The sequence below is a fragment of the Alkalicoccus halolimnae genome, from assembly GCF_008014775.2.
Classification (GTDB): Bacteria; Bacillota; Bacilli; order Bacillales; family Salisediminibacteriaceae; genus Alkalicoccus; species Alkalicoccus halolimnae.
Window position 1 is genome coordinate 3,656,805 of sequence record NZ_CP144914.1, and the last position, 15,769, is coordinate 3,672,573.

Sequence of the window (15,769 nt, forward strand, 5' to 3'; positions counted from 1 at the left end):
AGGAGAGCATTTATAAGAAAGGAGGGTTCCATATTGAGAGAATCCTTTTCCCTGAACCGCACGTTTGAATCTCTGGAAGAATTCGTCGATACGGTGAGCGGCCGCCTGCAGTGTCCGGTAACGATGGAGGATGCCAACCACCATCTGCTCGCCTACAGCTCCCATGCAGGGGAAACAGATGAAGCCCGGGTGGCAACGATCATCGGCCGCCGCGTGCCGGAAAAAGTTATCAATAAATTCTGGAAGGAAGGCATTATCCCGAAGCTCAATCAGCAGGATGAGCCGCTCGTTATTCCCCCGATTGAAGATATCGGACTCGGCCGCCGCGTCGCCGCCGCCATCCGAAGAAAAGGGGAGGTGCTCGGCTACCTCTGGGTCATTGATACATACAGCCGTCTCACTGAAGAGGATCTGGAAGACCTGCAGTTTGCAGCTTCCAAAGCGGCTCATCAGCTTCTCCAGATGAGCCGCCAGCGGCGGAAGCGGGAAAAAAGCCGCGAAGAACTGCTCTGGCAGATGCTTACCGGTGAAGCGGGGACACATGAGGACATCATCCGTCAGCTTTCTGAAATTGGCATCCGCACCGACCTTCCGCTTGCAGTCATTGTTTTCCGTTTTGAGCAGATCGACGAAGCACACTATCAGAAACTCGCCTATGCAGCAAAAACGACACAGAAGCTGCATGTTTTAATCGATACGCGGGACGATGAGCAGGCAGTGCTTCTCGTCGCTCCCCATCATCACGATACATACGAAGCATCAGCGCTTCAGTTTACGGAAACGCTCCTTGCACGTATGCCTGAAAAGCGTGGCATCTGGTCGGGATGCGGCTCCGCCTGCAGCAACTATGAAGGTATTGAAGAAAGTTTCCATGAGGCTCAGCGAACCGCCGAACTGAAACAGAAACATCCCGATGCTCTTCAGGGAGTCCGCTTTTACAAAGAGCTCGGTATTTTCCGCTACGTGACGCTGCTGGAGGAGACCGGTAAACTGGAACAGCTGCCGCTTCCGCCGTCTCTGCTTACACTTGCTTCCTACGACCGCGAGAACAACGCCCATATGATCGATACTCTGGAAAAATACCTCGCCTTCGACGGAAGTGTGGCCGAAACAGCCCGGGCTCTGCATGTACACGTCAATACGCTCGGCTACCGGCTCCGCCGTATGGAGGAAATAGCCGGAATCAGTCTGAAAAATCCAGCGCAGAAAGCCGGACTTTATCTGGATCTGCAGCTGTTCCGCAACAGGCTTTGTTGATTTCCACAAACGTAAAGCATGGATTTCAATTTTCCGCACAATGCGCCTCTTCTCTCTTCTCGTTTATACTCACGTTAGATAAACACAGAGGAGGAATTGTATTATGATCATCGGCGTACCAAAAGAACTGAAGAACAGTGAAAACCGGGTCGCAACCACTCCAGCGGGCGTTATGACGCTAACCGAACAGGGGCACCGCGTCCTTGTCGAAACAGAAGCAGGGCTTGGAAGCGGCTTTACGGACCATGACTACGAAGCAGCCGGCGCAGAAATGACCGCTTCTGCAGCGGACGTCTGGGAACGCGCAGAGATGGTGATGAAGGTGAAAGAACCGCTAGCAGAAGAATACGGCTATTTCCGTGAAGGACTTATTCTCTTCATGTACCTGCACCTTGCTGCTGAACCCGAGCTTGCCAAAGCGCTCACAGAAAGCGGCGTTACGGCCGTGGCGTATGAAACGGTGGAAGTTAACGGTGCGCTCCCTCTGCTTACCCCGATGAGTGAAGTTGCAGGGCGCATGGCTTCCCAGATCGGAGCACAGTTCCTCGAAAAGCAGAAGGGCGGCAAAGGGATTCTTCTTTCCGGTATTCCCGGCGTCAAACGTGGAAAAGTGACGATTATCGGTGGTGGAGTCGTCGGAACAAACGCGGCAAAAATCGCCATCGGTCTCGGTGCGGATGTAACGATGATTGACCTCAGCGCCGACCGTCTTCGCCAGCTGGACGATCAGTTCGGCGGGGATATTCAGACACTCATGTCGAACCCGCTCACAATTGCGGAAGCAGTGAAAGAATCGGATCTCCTTATCGGAGCCGTGCTCATTCCAGGGGCCAAAGCGCCGAAGCTCGTCACAGAAGAAATGATACAGTCTATGTCCGAAGGCTCTGTCGTAGTCGATGTCGCCATTGATCAGGGCGGTATTATCGAAACAGTTGACCGCATTACGACACATGAAGATCCAACGTATACGAAACACGGAGTTGTGCATTATACGGTAGCCAATATGCCTGGAGCTGTGCCGCGCACGTCGACGATCGGCCTCACGAACGTGACGATGCCCTACGCTCTGCAGATAGCCGGTAAAGGTATTCACAAGGCTGCTTCGGAAAACACGGCACTTGCCAAAGGCATCAATACCGCGAGCGGCTGCATCACGTATGCTGCCGTTGCCCGCGACCTCGGCTATCCTCTTGTTTCTCTGGAAGAAGCAATGATGCACCACGCCTGATAAACGATAAAAAAAGCCTGCCGGATGTTTTCCGGCAGGCTTTTCGGTGCTTAAATAAGCTTTAAAAGTTCCTCGTTTAATTTTTGTCTCTCGTCGTAGATCAGACCGTGACCGCTTTCTTCAAAAGGAATCAGTTCCACGTTCGGAATTGTGCGTTCCAGTTCTTCTGCAAAACCGAATTCGCAGATCTCATCTTTCTTTCCGTGCATGACCGTCGTACGTACGTTAATGTTGTATACTTCATCGCGGAGATCTTCGTCACGCAGAGCTTCCAGGGAGGCGAGCGTTGCATACTCGGACGCTTCAAGACCCATTCGCAGCTGCTTATCTGCTACGTCCTGCGGCACGTCTGTTGCAAAGAAGTTCTTACCGAATTCCTTCAGTGCCTGCTCGCGGTTATCTTCAATCGCATGCTTCAGCTGTTCCACGTCTTCTTCTTCCATCCCCATTTCGTATCCCTGGCGCTTCATGAAGCTCGGTGCTGCTGCTCCGAGCAGAATCAGGCGTTCCAGCTTTTCGTCTGCGTAGGTGGAAGCGAAACGGATCGCAATCGCTCCGCCCATGGAAAAGCCGGCAAGATAATAGGAATCAAGATCGAGCTGATGAATGACCTGTTTTACATCCTGTGCCATTTCATCATAGGAATAAGACGTTTTCGGCTTGTCAGACTGACCATAGCCCCGCAGATCAATACCGATATAACGGTAGCCGCGTGCAGACAGCTCCTCTTTCTGATACTGGAACATTTCCTGGTTAAGGGGCCAGCCGTGAATAAAAACGATCGGTTTTCCTTCTCCGATATCCTCTACAAATAATTTTACGTCATCCTGCATCTGCAGTTGGTGTGCCATAGTAAAAATCTCCTTTCGCTCTTCTATCTGTACAATCTATTTCCATTTACGGGTGTCTTTAAACATCGGCCGTCTTTAAAACTGCTGAACGGTCTTTTCCATACTTTAAGCCGGCTGCGGAAATCGGAACTATCGCCTCAACCATGATATTCCGGCCATGCTCTTTCGCTGTCAGCGGGCAGCTGGTCATTGTCTCCAGTCAAGCCTGTTAGCCATTTCACTAAAAAGGGTACATCATACGTATAAAGAACCCGGAAAGGAGTGTGGCGATCGTGCAGGTAGTCTGGTTTAAACGGGATTTACGGCTGGGGGATCACCGGCCGCTCACAGAAGCAGTGAAGCAGGGAGGGCCGGTGCTGCTTCTCTACGTCATGGAACCGAGTATATGGCAGGCGGGCGACCTTTCCAAACGGCACGCCCGTTTCGTATATGAAAGCTTAAGCGAGCTCCAGCAGGAAGTGAGAAAGATCGGAGGAGAACTTTACACAGCAGTCGGAGAAATGGAGCCCATACTTGAATTTATTTACCAGGCCGCCGGTGCTTTTTCGCTCTATGCGCATGAGGAGCATGGCACTCCGCATACCTTTTCACGTGACCGGAGTGTCCGGAAATGGATGAAGACCCGTCAGCTTGGTTTTTATGAATATCCTCCCTTCGGTGTCACCCGTGGACTCGGGAAACGCAGTGATTTCCCGGAGCGGTGGAAGAATTTTATGCAGCAGTCTATTCTGCCCGTACCCGGCCGTCTGCCTCCACCCTCTCCCAATCAGCTGCCCGGAAATGTGAAAGCTTCTCTTTCTCCTCTTACCCGTGTGGAAGTTCCTGGTGAACTGCTCCGCTATGGGCAGGAAGGAGGGATGAGCCAGGCCGATGCTGCGCTTGACTCTTTTTTAAACAGCCGCTTTGTTCATTATCAAAAACATATCTCCAAACCGCTCGCTTCGTCGACTTCCTGCAGCCGCCTCTCACCTTATCTCGCATGGGGAAATATTTCACTGCGGAGCGTCTACCAGCAGACGCTTCATAGAAGAAGCTCTGCTTCCTCCTATGAAAGCAGCCAGCTGGACCAGTTTCTTTCCCGTCTGCACTGGCACTGTCATTTTATTCAGCGTCTGGAGGATGAGCCCCGTCTTGCTCTTGAGAATATGAATCGTGCTTTCGACAGCGTGCGCACAGCATGGGACGAAGAGCTTTACCAAAAATGGCTCACCGGCACAACCGGCATTCCCTTGATTGATGCTTCAATGCGCAGCCTGCACCGTACCGGCTGGATCAATTTCCGCTCCCGGGCGATGCTCGTGTCTTTCGTCTGTAATACTCTGCTGCTCGACTGGAAAAGACCCGCAGATGATCTCGCGAAGTTGTTTCTGGATTATGAACCGGGAATTCATTTCAGTCAGATGCAGATGCAGGCCGGAACGACCGGATTTAATACGATCCGCATTTATAATCCAGTTAAACAGGGAAAGGATCATGATCCGGAAGGCCGTTTTATCCGCAGATATGTAAAAGAGCTGGAACACGTTTCGGATACCTTCATTCATGAGCCGTGGAAAGATCCGGCTTTCTTCTACAGCAGCTATCCAGGACCGGTCGTTGATGTATTGAAAGCAAACCGACGTGCAAGGGAAGTTCTCTGGTCGGTTAAGCAGTCGGAAGAAGGTGAAAAACAGACTGAGAAACAGTTTGCAAAGCATTCGGTCCGCCGGACGGAAAACAGAAAAAAAAGAGACAAGCCTGCATTTAAGCAGCTGTCTCTATTCGAAGAGGATGATTTCTCTTAGTTTTACCCTGTTGATAAGTGTTATAGCGCAGCTTCCCCACAGGTTATCCCCGGGTCATAAAGTTATCCACAAAAACTATCCACATATACACAGGGCATGTAGCGTTATAGTATGTTCCCTTTTTATTGGAGAATATGATTTTTCAAGCAACTCATTTTTTATTTTGTTCGTATTATAAACTTCTGCTTATAAGTTTCCACAAACCCTGTGGATGACTGTGTATAACTTTGTGGGTAAACTAGGAGGTTTTTCCTTCATTGACGTTATACTCCGCACGTTCCCCGCAGATAAAGCAGACCTGTTCTGCCGCTTGAGCAGCGTTGATTAAATCGAGTTCCGGAGGCGGTGCACCGTCCTCGAGTACTTCTTCCAATGCTTCTTCAATATGTTCCTTACAGCTGTAAACCATGCTATCTCTCCTTCAAAGTTATCCACTGTGGATAAGATTTCTCATTACTTATTGGCTGTGGACAGTATATCACAATCAACTTTCTTGCAGACAGTTATTATGGGGATAACTAAAACAGCTGAACTTTATCTTCCGTTCCATGGAGTCACTTCGCTGCAACTCAACAGGCTTACACTGAAAAAGTAATCTTCATTCAATAAGCTGCAGTTAACACAGTCTTTAACAGAGACACCCATGCTAATATTTTTGCACTATGAAGCATGAAAACGGCCTTTCCCTCTATAAAGGTAGAATCAATATTGTTCGAGAAGGGTTTTTTAAGAGGAGGCAGATGCTGCCCCGTCTTTTTACCGTAAGCTGGAGGGCCCATGGGGCGACTCCGGGGCGATCAAGGACGAGCCCCACTCCGCACGACCGCAGGGAGGACGGGATTAGCTGAAGCCGGCCCGCCCGGAAAGCGTCCCCATGGAAACGAAAGCGCACGTTCACCGATTTTCTACTTTATTTTCAAGGTAGCCGAATAAAAAAAGCCGGGAAGGCTGCCTGAATAAATCTTTCATGGCAGTTTTCCCAGCTTCGGTACATCTGAACGTTATATCGTTTATATGATTAAAATACTTCCTCTGCAAGAACAATGGAAGTTGTCTGCAGCTCCCCGTCACGGTAAAAGGTTACTTCCATCTCATCACCGATACCGACTTCCGAATACAGGAAGCGCCGAAGGTCATGTGCATCGCTGATTTCAGTATCTTCAAGCTCTACTATAACGTCATCTTCCTGAAGACCGCCTTCTTCAGCCGGCGAACCGGGCTCCACTCCTTCAACATAAACCCCGCCTTTCACATCTTCCGGCAGACCAAGAGTATTCTGCCAGTGATCGGAAGGGATTTCCTGCAGGGAGCGAAGGGCAATTCCCATCTGCGGACGCTGCACTTCACCGTACTGCTCCAGATCTTCGATTACAGGCATTGCGATTTCTGTCGGAATGGAAAAGCCGATCCCTTCCACTGCCTGCTGGGCAATTTTCATCGAATTAATACCGACGACTTCTCCCTGAATGTTAACGAGAGCGCCGCCGCTGTTGCCTGGGTTAATGGCTGCATCTGTCTGCAGAACTTCCGCTTCCCAGTCCGGCTGGCCGTTGCCGCTCAGGTCTACAGGAATGCTTCGTTCTGTAGCGCTGATAATTCCCAGAGTCACAGACCCTTCAAAAGCCAGCGGGTTACCAATAGCAATAGCCGGTTCTCCGGAGCGCAGCGTCCCGGAATTACCGAAATCGGCAATCGTCTCAATGCCCTCTGCATCGATGGTAAGGACAGCCAGATCAGTCAGAACATCTTCTCCGACAAACTCAGCGGGCACGCGCGAGCCGTCCGTCATCGTTACATCCACATCTGTATTTCCTTCAGCAGCCCCGTCAATGACATGCTGGTTCGTTACAACAAAAGCACGGTCTTCTTCAATTTTATAGATAATGCCGGAGCCGGTGCCTTCTCCTCCGCCTTCAGGACCTCCGAAAGCGCCGGTACCGCCGACGTTCATGTTAACGATCCCAACAACCGCATCCGAGACCCGGTCCACTGCTTCCGTGACATCAGAAGTCGTTTCCAGGCTGACAGATTCGATCTCCTGCTCTGCTTCCTGCTCTGAGGTCTCCTCCGTATTCTCTCCGCTCCCTGAAGGGCTGACATCGTACGGTAAAAAACCACTGTCTGATAACACCGGTATAGCAAATACGACGAGCAGTCCTCCGAGCACCGCTCCTATAAAACCGAAAATGCCCGGACGGCTTCCGCTTTTTTTTCTGTCTGTTTGATCATAATATCCCATTAAAAAAACCTCCCCTGTAATGGAAAACATCGAAATAAGTCGAATTTATAACGCCATATGCCTATTTTATGAAATAAATACAGCAGCGTCTATTTAAATGATTCAACTTCGATAATTTTCCAAAATAAGCGGAAGGTTTTCCGTAATTTATACCTCTCTCAAAACAGTCGGACGATCCGGATCCGTATCAAACAGCCGATAGTCCTCTCCTGCAGCGACACCTTCCATTTCCAGTGTCTGCTGAACTGTCATGCGGGCGAGGTCTTTCATGTTATTATCCTTGCTTAAATGGGCAAGATACACGTCCGCTTTTTTCCTGCGGACAATATCAGCGAGTGCCATGCCGGCATCTTCATTGGAAACATGTCCCTCATCACCGAGAATACGGCGCTTGACGTTCCAGGGGTAGCGCCCCATCCGCAGCATTCCAACATCATGATTGGATTCAAAAATAAGCACATCCGCTTCCTCAGCGGCTCCAAGCATTCGTTCACTGACATAACCGGTATCCGTTAAAATGGTCAGTTTTTTCCCTTCATACATGAAGGAAAAAAACATCGGATCCGCTGCGTCATGTGATACGCTGAAGCTTTCTATATCCATATCTCCAAACGTCTGCAGCTTTTCATTTGCCCATAAAAACTTCTGCTCTTCCGGCACAGCACCGATTAACGTCTCCATCGCCTGCCACGTTTTTTCATTGGCATAGAGAGGGAGGCTGTACCTTCTGGCGAGAATACCGGCTCCTTTAATATGATCACTGTGTTCGTGGCTGACGAGTATGCCGTCGAGGCTGTGCAGATCAAGAGAAATTTCTCCCGCCAGCTTCTCGATTTTTTTTCCTGACAGTCCTGCATCAACGAGGAGCCGCTGCGACGGGGTCTCGATGTAGATTGCATTTCCTGTGCTGCCGCTTGCGAGCACGCTGAACTTTAAACTCATGCAGGCTCCTCCTTTAACCAATTGTCTGTACTTCTCCGGTCATCGCATTAACAAAATAGTCTTCCTCGTCTATTGTAACCCGCCAGACCGGAGCGAAAATCTGGAAATTTGCATCGACTTCCAGCAGATTGTAATAGCCGAGCTCGGCACCCATTACCGTAGCTTCCGTACCGATTCCTGCGGAGGTGTCGTCGAGCAGAATATCGATTACTTCAAGCGGTGTGAGAAGCTCCTGTTCTTCCGCCTGTTCTACAATCGACATGTACGTCTGTTCATATGATACCACTTCATTATCGTCATTGAGCTGCAGCTCCAGATGAAAATTTTCCCGTTCGTATTCATCGATCTTTTGTTCTTCAAACGTCTGATACAAACCGACAGTACCCTCTTCTTCATTGAAGGCGGCTACCTCGTATTCTTCCCCCCGGAATATATACTGCTCCAAAAAGCCTTCCATACTTGCTTCAAGGTTTGCCGGAACAAGACTGAAGGGAGAGTCAATTTCCGAGTAGATTCTTGTTTCATCAAGAAGTTCCGCCTGCTGGCCTTCGAGCGTCTGCTCCAGGAAAACATTTTGGAATGTACGGTGCATACCCGTAATTGGTCCTCCGGATACGTCCTGATTCAGGCTGCTGTCACTGATTTCAATTTCGATATTCTGATCATCGATTCTCGATTCCAGCTCGGGCATAGCAACCTGGCTCATCCGATCCTGATCCTGTTTTTCCGAAAGCTGATAGGCAAGGAAAATATTCAGCAGCATAAAGGTAACAATAAAAATCGTTTTCGTTTTACTCCAATCCACGTGTCAGCACCTCCTGCTCAGGCATGTCCGGCAGAGTCACCCGGTGCCACTGTCCCTGGGAATAGACGAACCAGGAAGGTTCAAATACGACAAAGGAATTCTGGCGGTTCATATAATAAGCGATTTTGGCATTTTCCACACTGTCGGCGGTAAACGCTTCTTCTGCATCAATATGCTCTTCTATTTCTGAATAAGGAGGAAGTTCCAACTCTGTGTCAATATCAAACGGATTTTCGTCAAGCTGAAACATCGGCCGGGTATATTCAATGATTTCCGTACCGGACCGGGTAAGCTGTATCTGCCGGTGGGCACTGCTCCCGGAGTTTACCTCCATAATTTCCATGCCTTCCAGATGCAGAGTGAATTCAGCACTGTGATTAACCCCTGACTCACTCCATGATGTCGCATAGAATTCATCCGTCCATCCGTAATGACTGTTGACGAAATTCTGCGCTGTGCGTATGACCGATTCTTCGCTGATCTGGGAAGTTCCGCTTACGTCCGGCTGTACGTAGTTTAAAATGGACCCTCCATTTGTCATGTCCATCATCCTCGTGCCATCCGTATAGGAGCTGTCCTCCCCTTCCTGGAAGTACTGCTTTACGTAATCAGGGTCACTGAACAGCGTTTGAATAAACCCATCCGGCGAAATATCGGTTGTTTCATACGTATACATTCTTTTTGTTACTGCTTCTTCCGGGATATACAAGACAGGCTGAAAATCGCTGTCTTCCCTCTCGGTAAACAGGTGACGTTCGACTTCTGAACGTTCCGCCGCGTTTCCCTGATTAAATAATTCCAGCTGGGAAAGGGACACCGAAGTCTCCGCTTCAAAAACTTCCTCGGCGTCCATATCAACAAAGCGCACGACCACATCGGAGTCATCTTCGTTTTCCGATTCTGCTACGACGATCCGGTCCACATTTTCAACGAGAATGTTTTCTTCCTGAATGTCAAAAAAGTACTGCATCCATTCTCCATTAAGCTCTTCGTCAAAAATCAGTTCCAGGCCGACGAAGGACTGCTCCATGTTCGGAGCGTGAACGCTTCCAGTAGGCCTCATGCTTTCCAGAACGATGTCTTCCATTGCTTCAAGCATTTCTCCATAATTTTCGTCTGAAGGGTGCACCCAGTATTCCTCATCCTCCTGATGGGAAATCACCGTGGAGGGATAGAGCAGGTCTGTAAACGATTTTGATTCCCCGATATCTTCAATTTCAATATAGGAGTCCTCCGTTTCCGAAAGTTCATCGTAAGCAGGCTGATACGTCCACAGCATCCACGTAAGGACGACGCTGGAAATAATCATTATCCACAGAAAAGCTGTTTTTATATGCTCTTTAATGGTCATTGTTCCACCACCGCCTCCTGCTGCACGTATGGCAGGCTGAAGGAGAAGGTTGTTCCTTTACCCCAGTCACTGCTGACCCAGATATTTCCTCCGTGAGCCGTAGCAATTTCTCTGGCAATGGCAAGGCCGAGGCCGGTGCCTCCCAGATTTCTCGCACGGGCTTTATCCACGCGGTAAAAACGGTCAAAAACATGCTCAATATTTTCTTTAGGAATGCCGACGCCTTCGTCTTTCACACTGACCACGATCCGCTCTTTCTCCACTTTCAGGGAAACATTGATCGTGCCCCCTTCTGGTGAATACTTCACCGAATTGGAAACAATATTATCGAGCAGCTGCATCAGCTTATCCCGGTCCCCCTGAATCGTAATCGGTTCATCCGGAAGTTTCCTTTTAAACTGGATATCCTGATTTTTTGTCGTCATTTCAAAGCGGTCGATCACGTGATTGATGAGCTGCGGTGCATGGATGTCCTGAAAGCTCATATTTGAATCTTTACTGTCCATCTTCGACAGCTGCAGCAGGTCGTTTACAAGACGGATCATGCGGTCCGTTTCGTTGGCAGTTACGTTAAGAAACTGAGGGGCAATTTCCGGATCATGCAGGGCGCCGTCGGAAAGAGCTTCCAAATAGCTTTTCATCGACGTAAGCGGAGTGCGGAGTTCATGGGAAACGTTCGCCACAAATTCCCGGCGCTCTTCCTCCACCCGCTCCTGTTCTGTCACATCATGAAGTACGGCAATAACACCATTTTCTTCTCCTGTATCTTTCGTGATGGTCGAGAAGTTCGCTTCGATCACCATTTCTTCATCTTCCGTATCAAAATCGAGCAGAAGCGGATCCTGGAAACGATACAGATCGTCGAGCTTCATGAATTTATCAAGGCTGAGAATTCTCGTCATCTGCTGACCGACCATTTCCTGCTGCTCGCGGTCAAGGATTTCTTCAGCACGGTGGTTCACGAGAATCACGCGGCCCCTTTTATCTGTGGCAATAACGCCGTCTGTCATGTGCATCAATACAGAAGCGAGCTTGCGCCGCTCTCCTTCTGTCGTAGCGTTCGCTTCCTGAAGCTTATCTGTCAGGTCGTTAAACGTCTCTGCAAGCTGGCCGATTTCATCATCACCATAGACGTGAACATAGCGGGAAAAGTCTCCTTCCCCCATTACGACAGCCTGTTTTTTCATATCCACAATCGGCCTTGTAATCGTCCGGGAAAGAAAAATACCTAGAGCGGCTGTCAGTACGAGGGCGATGGACGTTCCGGCGAAGAGGATCTGGTTAATATCCTGCATCTGGCTGTAAATGTCCTCCATCGAAGCTTCAATGTAAATCGCCCCGACTACTTCCTGACTGTCTGCTTCCACCGGCATCGCCATAACGAGCGTCCGGTGGTTGTTCACCGGGTTAAGCTGGATGTCCCCTTCCCGGTCTTCCATTCCGAGCAGCGCCTGCTTCACCCGCAGATCGGTAGTACGCTGCCCGACGAAACGATTCTGGGTCGGATTCGTTGCTGTAAGTACCGTACTATTCTGATCGATAATCTGCACATCTGCATTTTCCATACTGAAAACGTCGCTCCGTAAAATCGAAGCGACCCGTGCTTCCAGACTCTGCTCTTCATCTTCCGGATCAGCCGTTATTTCCTGCTCGACGTTATAGGCAAGCAGGCCGGCTCTTTCGTGCAGCGTATCGCGGAAATTACTTTCCAGTTCCCCTTCAAGCTGCTGTGTAAAGTAAACCCCGATGACCTGCATCGCTATTAAGATAAGTAGGACATAAATCGCCACGATTTTAACGTGGATCGATTTATGAAAGCGAATCTTTTTCATCCTTTAACTCTCCTGCTCCGCTTGGCGTAAGTAATATCCCACTCCGCGGCGGGTGACGATCCATGCCGGACTGCTTGGGTTATCTTCTACTTTTTCACGCAGACGGCGCACCGTCACGTCGACGGTCCGTACGTCACCAAAATAATCGTAGCCCCAGACAGCCTGCAGCAGGTGTTCCCTCGTCATGACCTGGCCGGAGTGCCGGGCAAGATAATGCACCAGTTCGAATTCCCTGTGCGTCAAATCCACCGGTTCGCCTCTTCTCGTAACGAGATAAGCGTCCGGCTGAATAAGCAGCGGTCCGATTTCAATATTCTTCGTTTCTGAGCCGCTCTCTGCTGTTTTCTGCTTACGGCGCAGGTTGGCTTTCACACGGGCGACAAGCTCTCTCGTACTGAACGGTTTGGTGACGTAATCATCGGCCCCGAGTTCAAGGCCGAGCACTTTATCTATCTCCGAATCTTTTGCCGTCAGCATAATGATAGGCATGTCGTACGTTTTTCTTACTTCACGGCATACTTCCATACCGTCCATGTAAGGCAGCATAATATCAAGCAGAATCAAACTCGGTACGTGCTCTTTCACGAGTTCTACTGCTTCGTTGCCATCGTAGGCAACGACAACATCAAAGCCTTCTTTTTCAAGACCGAATTTCAATATATCTGCAATTGGCTTTTCGTCATCAACGACTAAAATTTTCTGTTTATCCATGGATAACCCTCCTGTAGATGTCACCATTACTCCTCCTATATTCTATCACAATAGTGCGGATATGCGGAATTTCCTATTCAATAACCGTAAGCTTTGAAGAAACGACCTATAAAAAAGCCAGATCTGGACTAAGCAGACACTTCATGAAACTGTTTTTTCCGTAAAATAGCAGCTTACGGGGACTTCAGGTGAACGCAGCCTTATTCTTCACCTGAAGAACGGCATATTATAGAGTTTATCCGAAATGAGATGGAGTAAAAAAGATTTTATTAAATAACAATTAGAAAATAAGGAAAACGCTTGGAATTTTCTCCAAGCGTTTCAGTGTACCGACAAAAACTTCTTTTCAGCAGGCTGCCTTGAAAATAAAGTAGTTAAGTGATAAGCGTGCTCCTTCGTTTCCATGGGGGCGCTTTCCGGGCGGGCCGGCTTCAGCGGAGGCCATCTGTCTCATTCGTTTTTTCCAGGATTGACTTCTATTATGAAATTCATTCAAATGAGAAATGAACTTGAATTTTAGATTTAGTCGACATTATCTGAACTATTCAGAAGGAGAAAAAGTTTTTTCTATACAAAAAAACTATCCTGCTTTATAAGCGGATAGGTTTGCGTGGTGCTGGCCAGAGGACTTGAACCCCCAACCTACTGATTACAAGTCAGTTGCTCTACCAATTGAGCTAGGCCAGCAGACTAACATGGTGGCTCGGGACGGAATCGAACCGCCGACACACGGATTTTCAGTCCGTTGCTCTACCGACTGAGCTACCGAGCCGCTGTTTTTTACAAAAAAAAGTGGCGGTCCCGACGGGAATCGAACCCGCGATCTCCTGCGTGACAGGCAGGCATGTTAACCGCTACACCACGGGACCACTCTATACGAACTGTTAGTTATGTAAATTGGTTGCGGGGGATGGATTTGAACCATCGACCTTTGGGTTATGAGCCCAACGAGCTACCAGACTGCTCCACCCCGCGGCATTAAAAATATGTGCTTTACAGAATTACTGCAACAAAATTAATTATACGCATTCTTTATCAGGAAGTCAATAAGAAATTTTAAATGGTGACCCGTACGGGATTCGAACCCGTGTTACCGCCGTGAAAGGGCGGTGTCTTAACCACTTGACCAACGGGCCGCAGACACAAATCGTTTTTGACGACAAATATTATACTAACACCTAATTTATGTTTCTGCAATAGTTTTTCACAAAAGCTGAAGATTTTTCACTTTTCTCTGCCTGGCCTTCTTCAGACAGCAAAAACATTATACTCCTCCTGCCTTTTCCTGTCACTTAGAAGCTAAAGGAAACAAGGACGTTCCTTTCTGCCTATAGAAAAAGCCTTCCCAGCCACTGTGGTCGGGAAGGCCTGTAGATGCGGTGATTATTTTATCCGAATACCCCGCGGACAAGGTTTGTCTGTTTGCGGTCGGGGCCGACTGAGAAAATCGACAGCGGAATTCCTGTCAGCTGGGAAATTCGCTCGATATAATAAATCGCGTTTCTCGGCAGCTCGTGCAGGGAGCGCGCGCCGGTAATATCTTCATCCCATCCAGGCATTTCTTCATAGACCGGCTCACACTCAGCAAGCATTTTCAGGCTGGCTGGAAACTCTTCCACGATTTCTCCGCGGTATTTGTAAGCGACACAGATTTTCAGTGTCTTTATTCCGGTCAGAACATCAATGGAATTCAAGGAGAGGTCGGTAATTCCGCTTACCCTGCGGGCGTGCCGCACGACAACACTGTCGAACCAGCCGACACGGCGGGCACGGCCTGTTGTTGTTCCGTACTCATTGCCGACTTCGCGGATCGTGTCGCCGGTTTCGTCATGTAGTTCTGTTGGGAACGGGCCATCGCCGACACGGGTAGTATACGCTTTGGAAACTCCGACCACGTGATCAATCTTGGAAGGACCAACACCGGAACCGATCGTCACGCCGCCTGCAATTGGGTTCGAAGACGTTACAAAAGGATACGTTCCCTGATCGATATCAAGCATAACGCCCTGCGCGCCTTCAAAAAGGACACGGCGGCCTTCATCGAGCCCATCGTTTAATATGACAGAAGTATCTGCCACATACTTTTGAATCTGCTGGCCGTATTCAAAGTATTCGTTTAAAATTTCTTCCTTTGTGAATCCTTCTGTTTCGTAAATACGTTCAAACACACGATTTTTCTCATAAAGGTTCACTTCCAGCTTTTCTTCAAACGTCTCCCGGTCGAGAAGATCCACAATGCGGATTCCTGTCCGAGCAGCTTTATCCATATAAGCTGGTCCGATGCCTTTGCGGGTCGTCCCGATTTTGTTCGCCCCTTTGCTTTCTTCTTCCATAGCATCAAGCTTCAGGTGGTAAGGCAGAATCACGTGAGCCCGGTTGCTGATGCGCAGGTTGCTCGTGTCTACGTTTCTATCATGTAAGTATTTAAGCTCCTCCACGAGGGCTTTTGGATCAATAACCATACCGTTTCCAATCACACACATTTTGTCACTGTAAAAAATTCCGGATGGAATCAGGTGCAGCTTATAAGTCGTATCGTTAAATACAATCGTGTGACCTGCGTTGTTGCCCCCCTGATAGCGGGCAATCATTTCTGCTTTTTCCGAAAGGTAGTCCGTGATTTTTCCTTTTCCTTCGTCTCCCCACTGCGTTCCTACTACAACAACCGATGGCATCGATTGAGCACCTCCAACTATTTCGTGCTATATTCGTTCTTCATTTGAACCAACGCCATTTTACCAGTTCCAGAAGGTACAGTCAATATAATTA

At 48.8% G+C, this 15,769-nt stretch carries 12 protein-coding genes and 5 tRNA genes; 3 read left to right on the forward strand and 14 right to left on the reverse strand.

Translation table 11 applies throughout. The annotated features are described in order from the left end of the window. Positions 1-33: 33 nt before the first annotated feature. Both FTX54_RS16570 and ald read left to right on the forward strand, forming a co-directional pair. Positions 34-1,257, forward strand: coding sequence for a PucR family transcriptional regulator (locus tag FTX54_RS16570; RefSeq protein WP_246125555.1), 1,224 nt, complete (start codon positions 34-36; stop codon positions 1,255-1,257). A gap of 103 nt (positions 1,258-1,360) precedes the next feature. Then, a complete protein-coding gene (gene ald / locus FTX54_RS16575) occupies positions 1,361-2,485 on the forward strand; it encodes an alanine dehydrogenase (RefSeq protein WP_147802554.1) in 1,125 nt (374 codons plus the stop codon). Positions 2,486-2,535: 50 nt separating this feature from the next. On the opposite strand, the gene FTX54_RS16580 is transcribed toward ald, so the two are convergent. Further along, positions 2,536-3,336: an alpha/beta fold hydrolase gene (locus FTX54_RS16580; RefSeq protein WP_147802553.1), complete on the reverse strand. Its 801-nt coding sequence runs from the start codon at positions 3,334-3,336 to the stop codon at positions 2,536-2,538. Between the two features lie 272 nt (positions 3,337-3,608). On the opposite strand from FTX54_RS16580, the gene FTX54_RS16585 reads away from it, so the two are divergent. Next, positions 3,609-5,120 carry an FAD-binding domain-containing protein gene (locus tag FTX54_RS16585; RefSeq protein ID WP_246125554.1) on the forward strand — a complete coding sequence of 504 codons (1,512 nt, stop codon included), beginning with the start codon at positions 3,609-3,611 and terminating at the stop codon, positions 5,118-5,120. Positions 5,121-5,358: 238 nt separating this feature from the next. On the opposite strand, the gene FTX54_RS16590 is transcribed toward FTX54_RS16585, so the two are convergent. The 13 genes from FTX54_RS16590 to FTX54_RS16650 all read right to left on the reverse strand — a co-directional run bounded on the left by FTX54_RS16590 (position 5,359) and on the right by FTX54_RS16650 (position 15,675). Continuing rightward, positions 5,359-5,529, reverse strand: a complete 171-nt coding sequence (locus tag FTX54_RS16590; RefSeq protein ID WP_147802552.1) for a CxxH/CxxC protein — start codon at positions 5,527-5,529, stop codon at positions 5,359-5,361. Between the two features lie 609 nt (positions 5,530-6,138). Then, positions 6,139-7,359 (reverse strand): S1C family serine protease, encoded by a 1,221-nt coding sequence (locus tag FTX54_RS16595; RefSeq protein WP_147802551.1) that lies wholly within the window; start codon positions 7,357-7,359, stop codon positions 6,139-6,141. Positions 7,360-7,506: 147 nt separating this feature from the next. Beyond that, complete coding sequence (locus tag FTX54_RS16600) at positions 7,507-8,301, reverse strand: MBL fold metallo-hydrolase (RefSeq protein WP_147802550.1); 795 nt, start codon at positions 8,299-8,301, stop codon at positions 7,507-7,509. A gap of 13 nt (positions 8,302-8,314) precedes the next feature. After that, positions 8,315-9,106 (reverse strand): two-component system regulatory protein YycI, encoded by a 792-nt coding sequence (locus tag FTX54_RS16605; protein ID WP_147802549.1) that lies wholly within the window; start codon positions 9,104-9,106, stop codon positions 8,315-8,317. Further along, on the reverse strand, positions 9,093-10,457 hold the full coding sequence (locus FTX54_RS16610) for a YycH family regulatory protein (protein ID WP_147802548.1): 1,365 nt from the start codon (positions 10,455-10,457) through the stop codon (positions 9,093-9,095). Before FTX54_RS16610 ends, FTX54_RS16605 begins: the two co-directional genes overlap by 14 nt. Further along, positions 10,454-12,289: a cell wall metabolism sensor histidine kinase WalK gene (gene walK, locus FTX54_RS16615; RefSeq protein WP_147802547.1), complete on the reverse strand. Its 1,836-nt coding sequence runs from the start codon at positions 12,287-12,289 to the stop codon at positions 10,454-10,456. The genes FTX54_RS16610 and walK overlap by 4 nt, the downstream gene beginning before the upstream one ends. 3 nt (positions 12,290-12,292) lie before the next feature. Continuing rightward, on the reverse strand, positions 12,293-13,000 hold the full coding sequence (gene yycF / locus FTX54_RS16620) for a response regulator YycF (protein ID WP_147802546.1): 708 nt from the start codon (positions 12,998-13,000) through the stop codon (positions 12,293-12,295). A 611-nt stretch (positions 13,001-13,611) separates the two neighbouring features. Next, positions 13,612-13,687: transfer RNA gene (locus tag FTX54_RS16625), tRNA-Thr, on the reverse strand. Positions 13,688-13,696: 9 nt separating this feature from the next. Beyond that, a tRNA-Phe gene (locus FTX54_RS16630) sits at positions 13,697-13,772 on the reverse strand. A 21-nt stretch (positions 13,773-13,793) separates the two neighbouring features. Further along, positions 13,794-13,869: transfer RNA gene (locus FTX54_RS16635), tRNA-Asp, on the reverse strand. 29 nt (positions 13,870-13,898) lie between these two features. Further along, positions 13,899-13,975 (reverse strand) — tRNA-Met (locus FTX54_RS16640). Between the two features lie 86 nt (positions 13,976-14,061). Next, a tRNA-Glu gene (locus FTX54_RS16645) sits at positions 14,062-14,136 on the reverse strand. Positions 14,137-14,388: 252 nt separating this feature from the next. Continuing rightward, positions 14,389-15,675: an adenylosuccinate synthase gene (locus FTX54_RS16650; RefSeq protein WP_147802545.1), complete on the reverse strand. Its 1,287-nt coding sequence runs from the start codon at positions 15,673-15,675 to the stop codon at positions 14,389-14,391. Between the last annotated feature and the right edge of the window lie 94 nt (positions 15,676-15,769).

Coding starts and splice junctions, on each gene's coding strand:
- ald (WP_147802554.1), top strand. CDS start 1,361: ATGATCATCGGCGTACCAAAAGAACTGAAGAACAGTGAAAACCGGGTC.
- FTX54_RS16580 (WP_147802553.1), bottom strand. CDS start 3,336: ATGGCACACCAACTGCAGATGCAGGATGACGTAAAATTATTTGTAGAG.
- FTX54_RS16590 (WP_147802552.1), bottom strand. CDS start 5,529: ATGGTTTACAGCTGTAAGGAACATATTGAAGAAGCATTGGAAGAAGTA.
- FTX54_RS16595 (WP_147802551.1), bottom strand. CDS start 7,359: ATGGGATATTATGATCAAACAGACAGAAAAAAAAGCGGAAGCCGTCCG.
- FTX54_RS16600 (WP_147802550.1), bottom strand. CDS start 8,301: ATGAGTTTAAAGTTCAGCGTGCTCGCAAGCGGCAGCACAGGAAATGCA.
- FTX54_RS16610 (WP_147802548.1), bottom strand. CDS start 10,457: ATGACCATTAAAGAGCATATAAAAACAGCTTTTCTGTGGATAATGATT.
- walK (WP_147802547.1), bottom strand. CDS start 12,289: ATGAAAAAGATTCGCTTTCATAAATCGATCCACGTTAAAATCGTGGCG.
- yycF (WP_147802546.1), bottom strand. CDS start 13,000: ATGGATAAACAGAAAATTTTAGTCGTTGATGACGAAAAGCCAATTGCA.
- FTX54_RS16650 (WP_147802545.1), bottom strand. CDS start 15,675: ATGCCATCGGTTGTTGTAGTAGGAACGCAGTGGGGAGACGAAGGAAAA.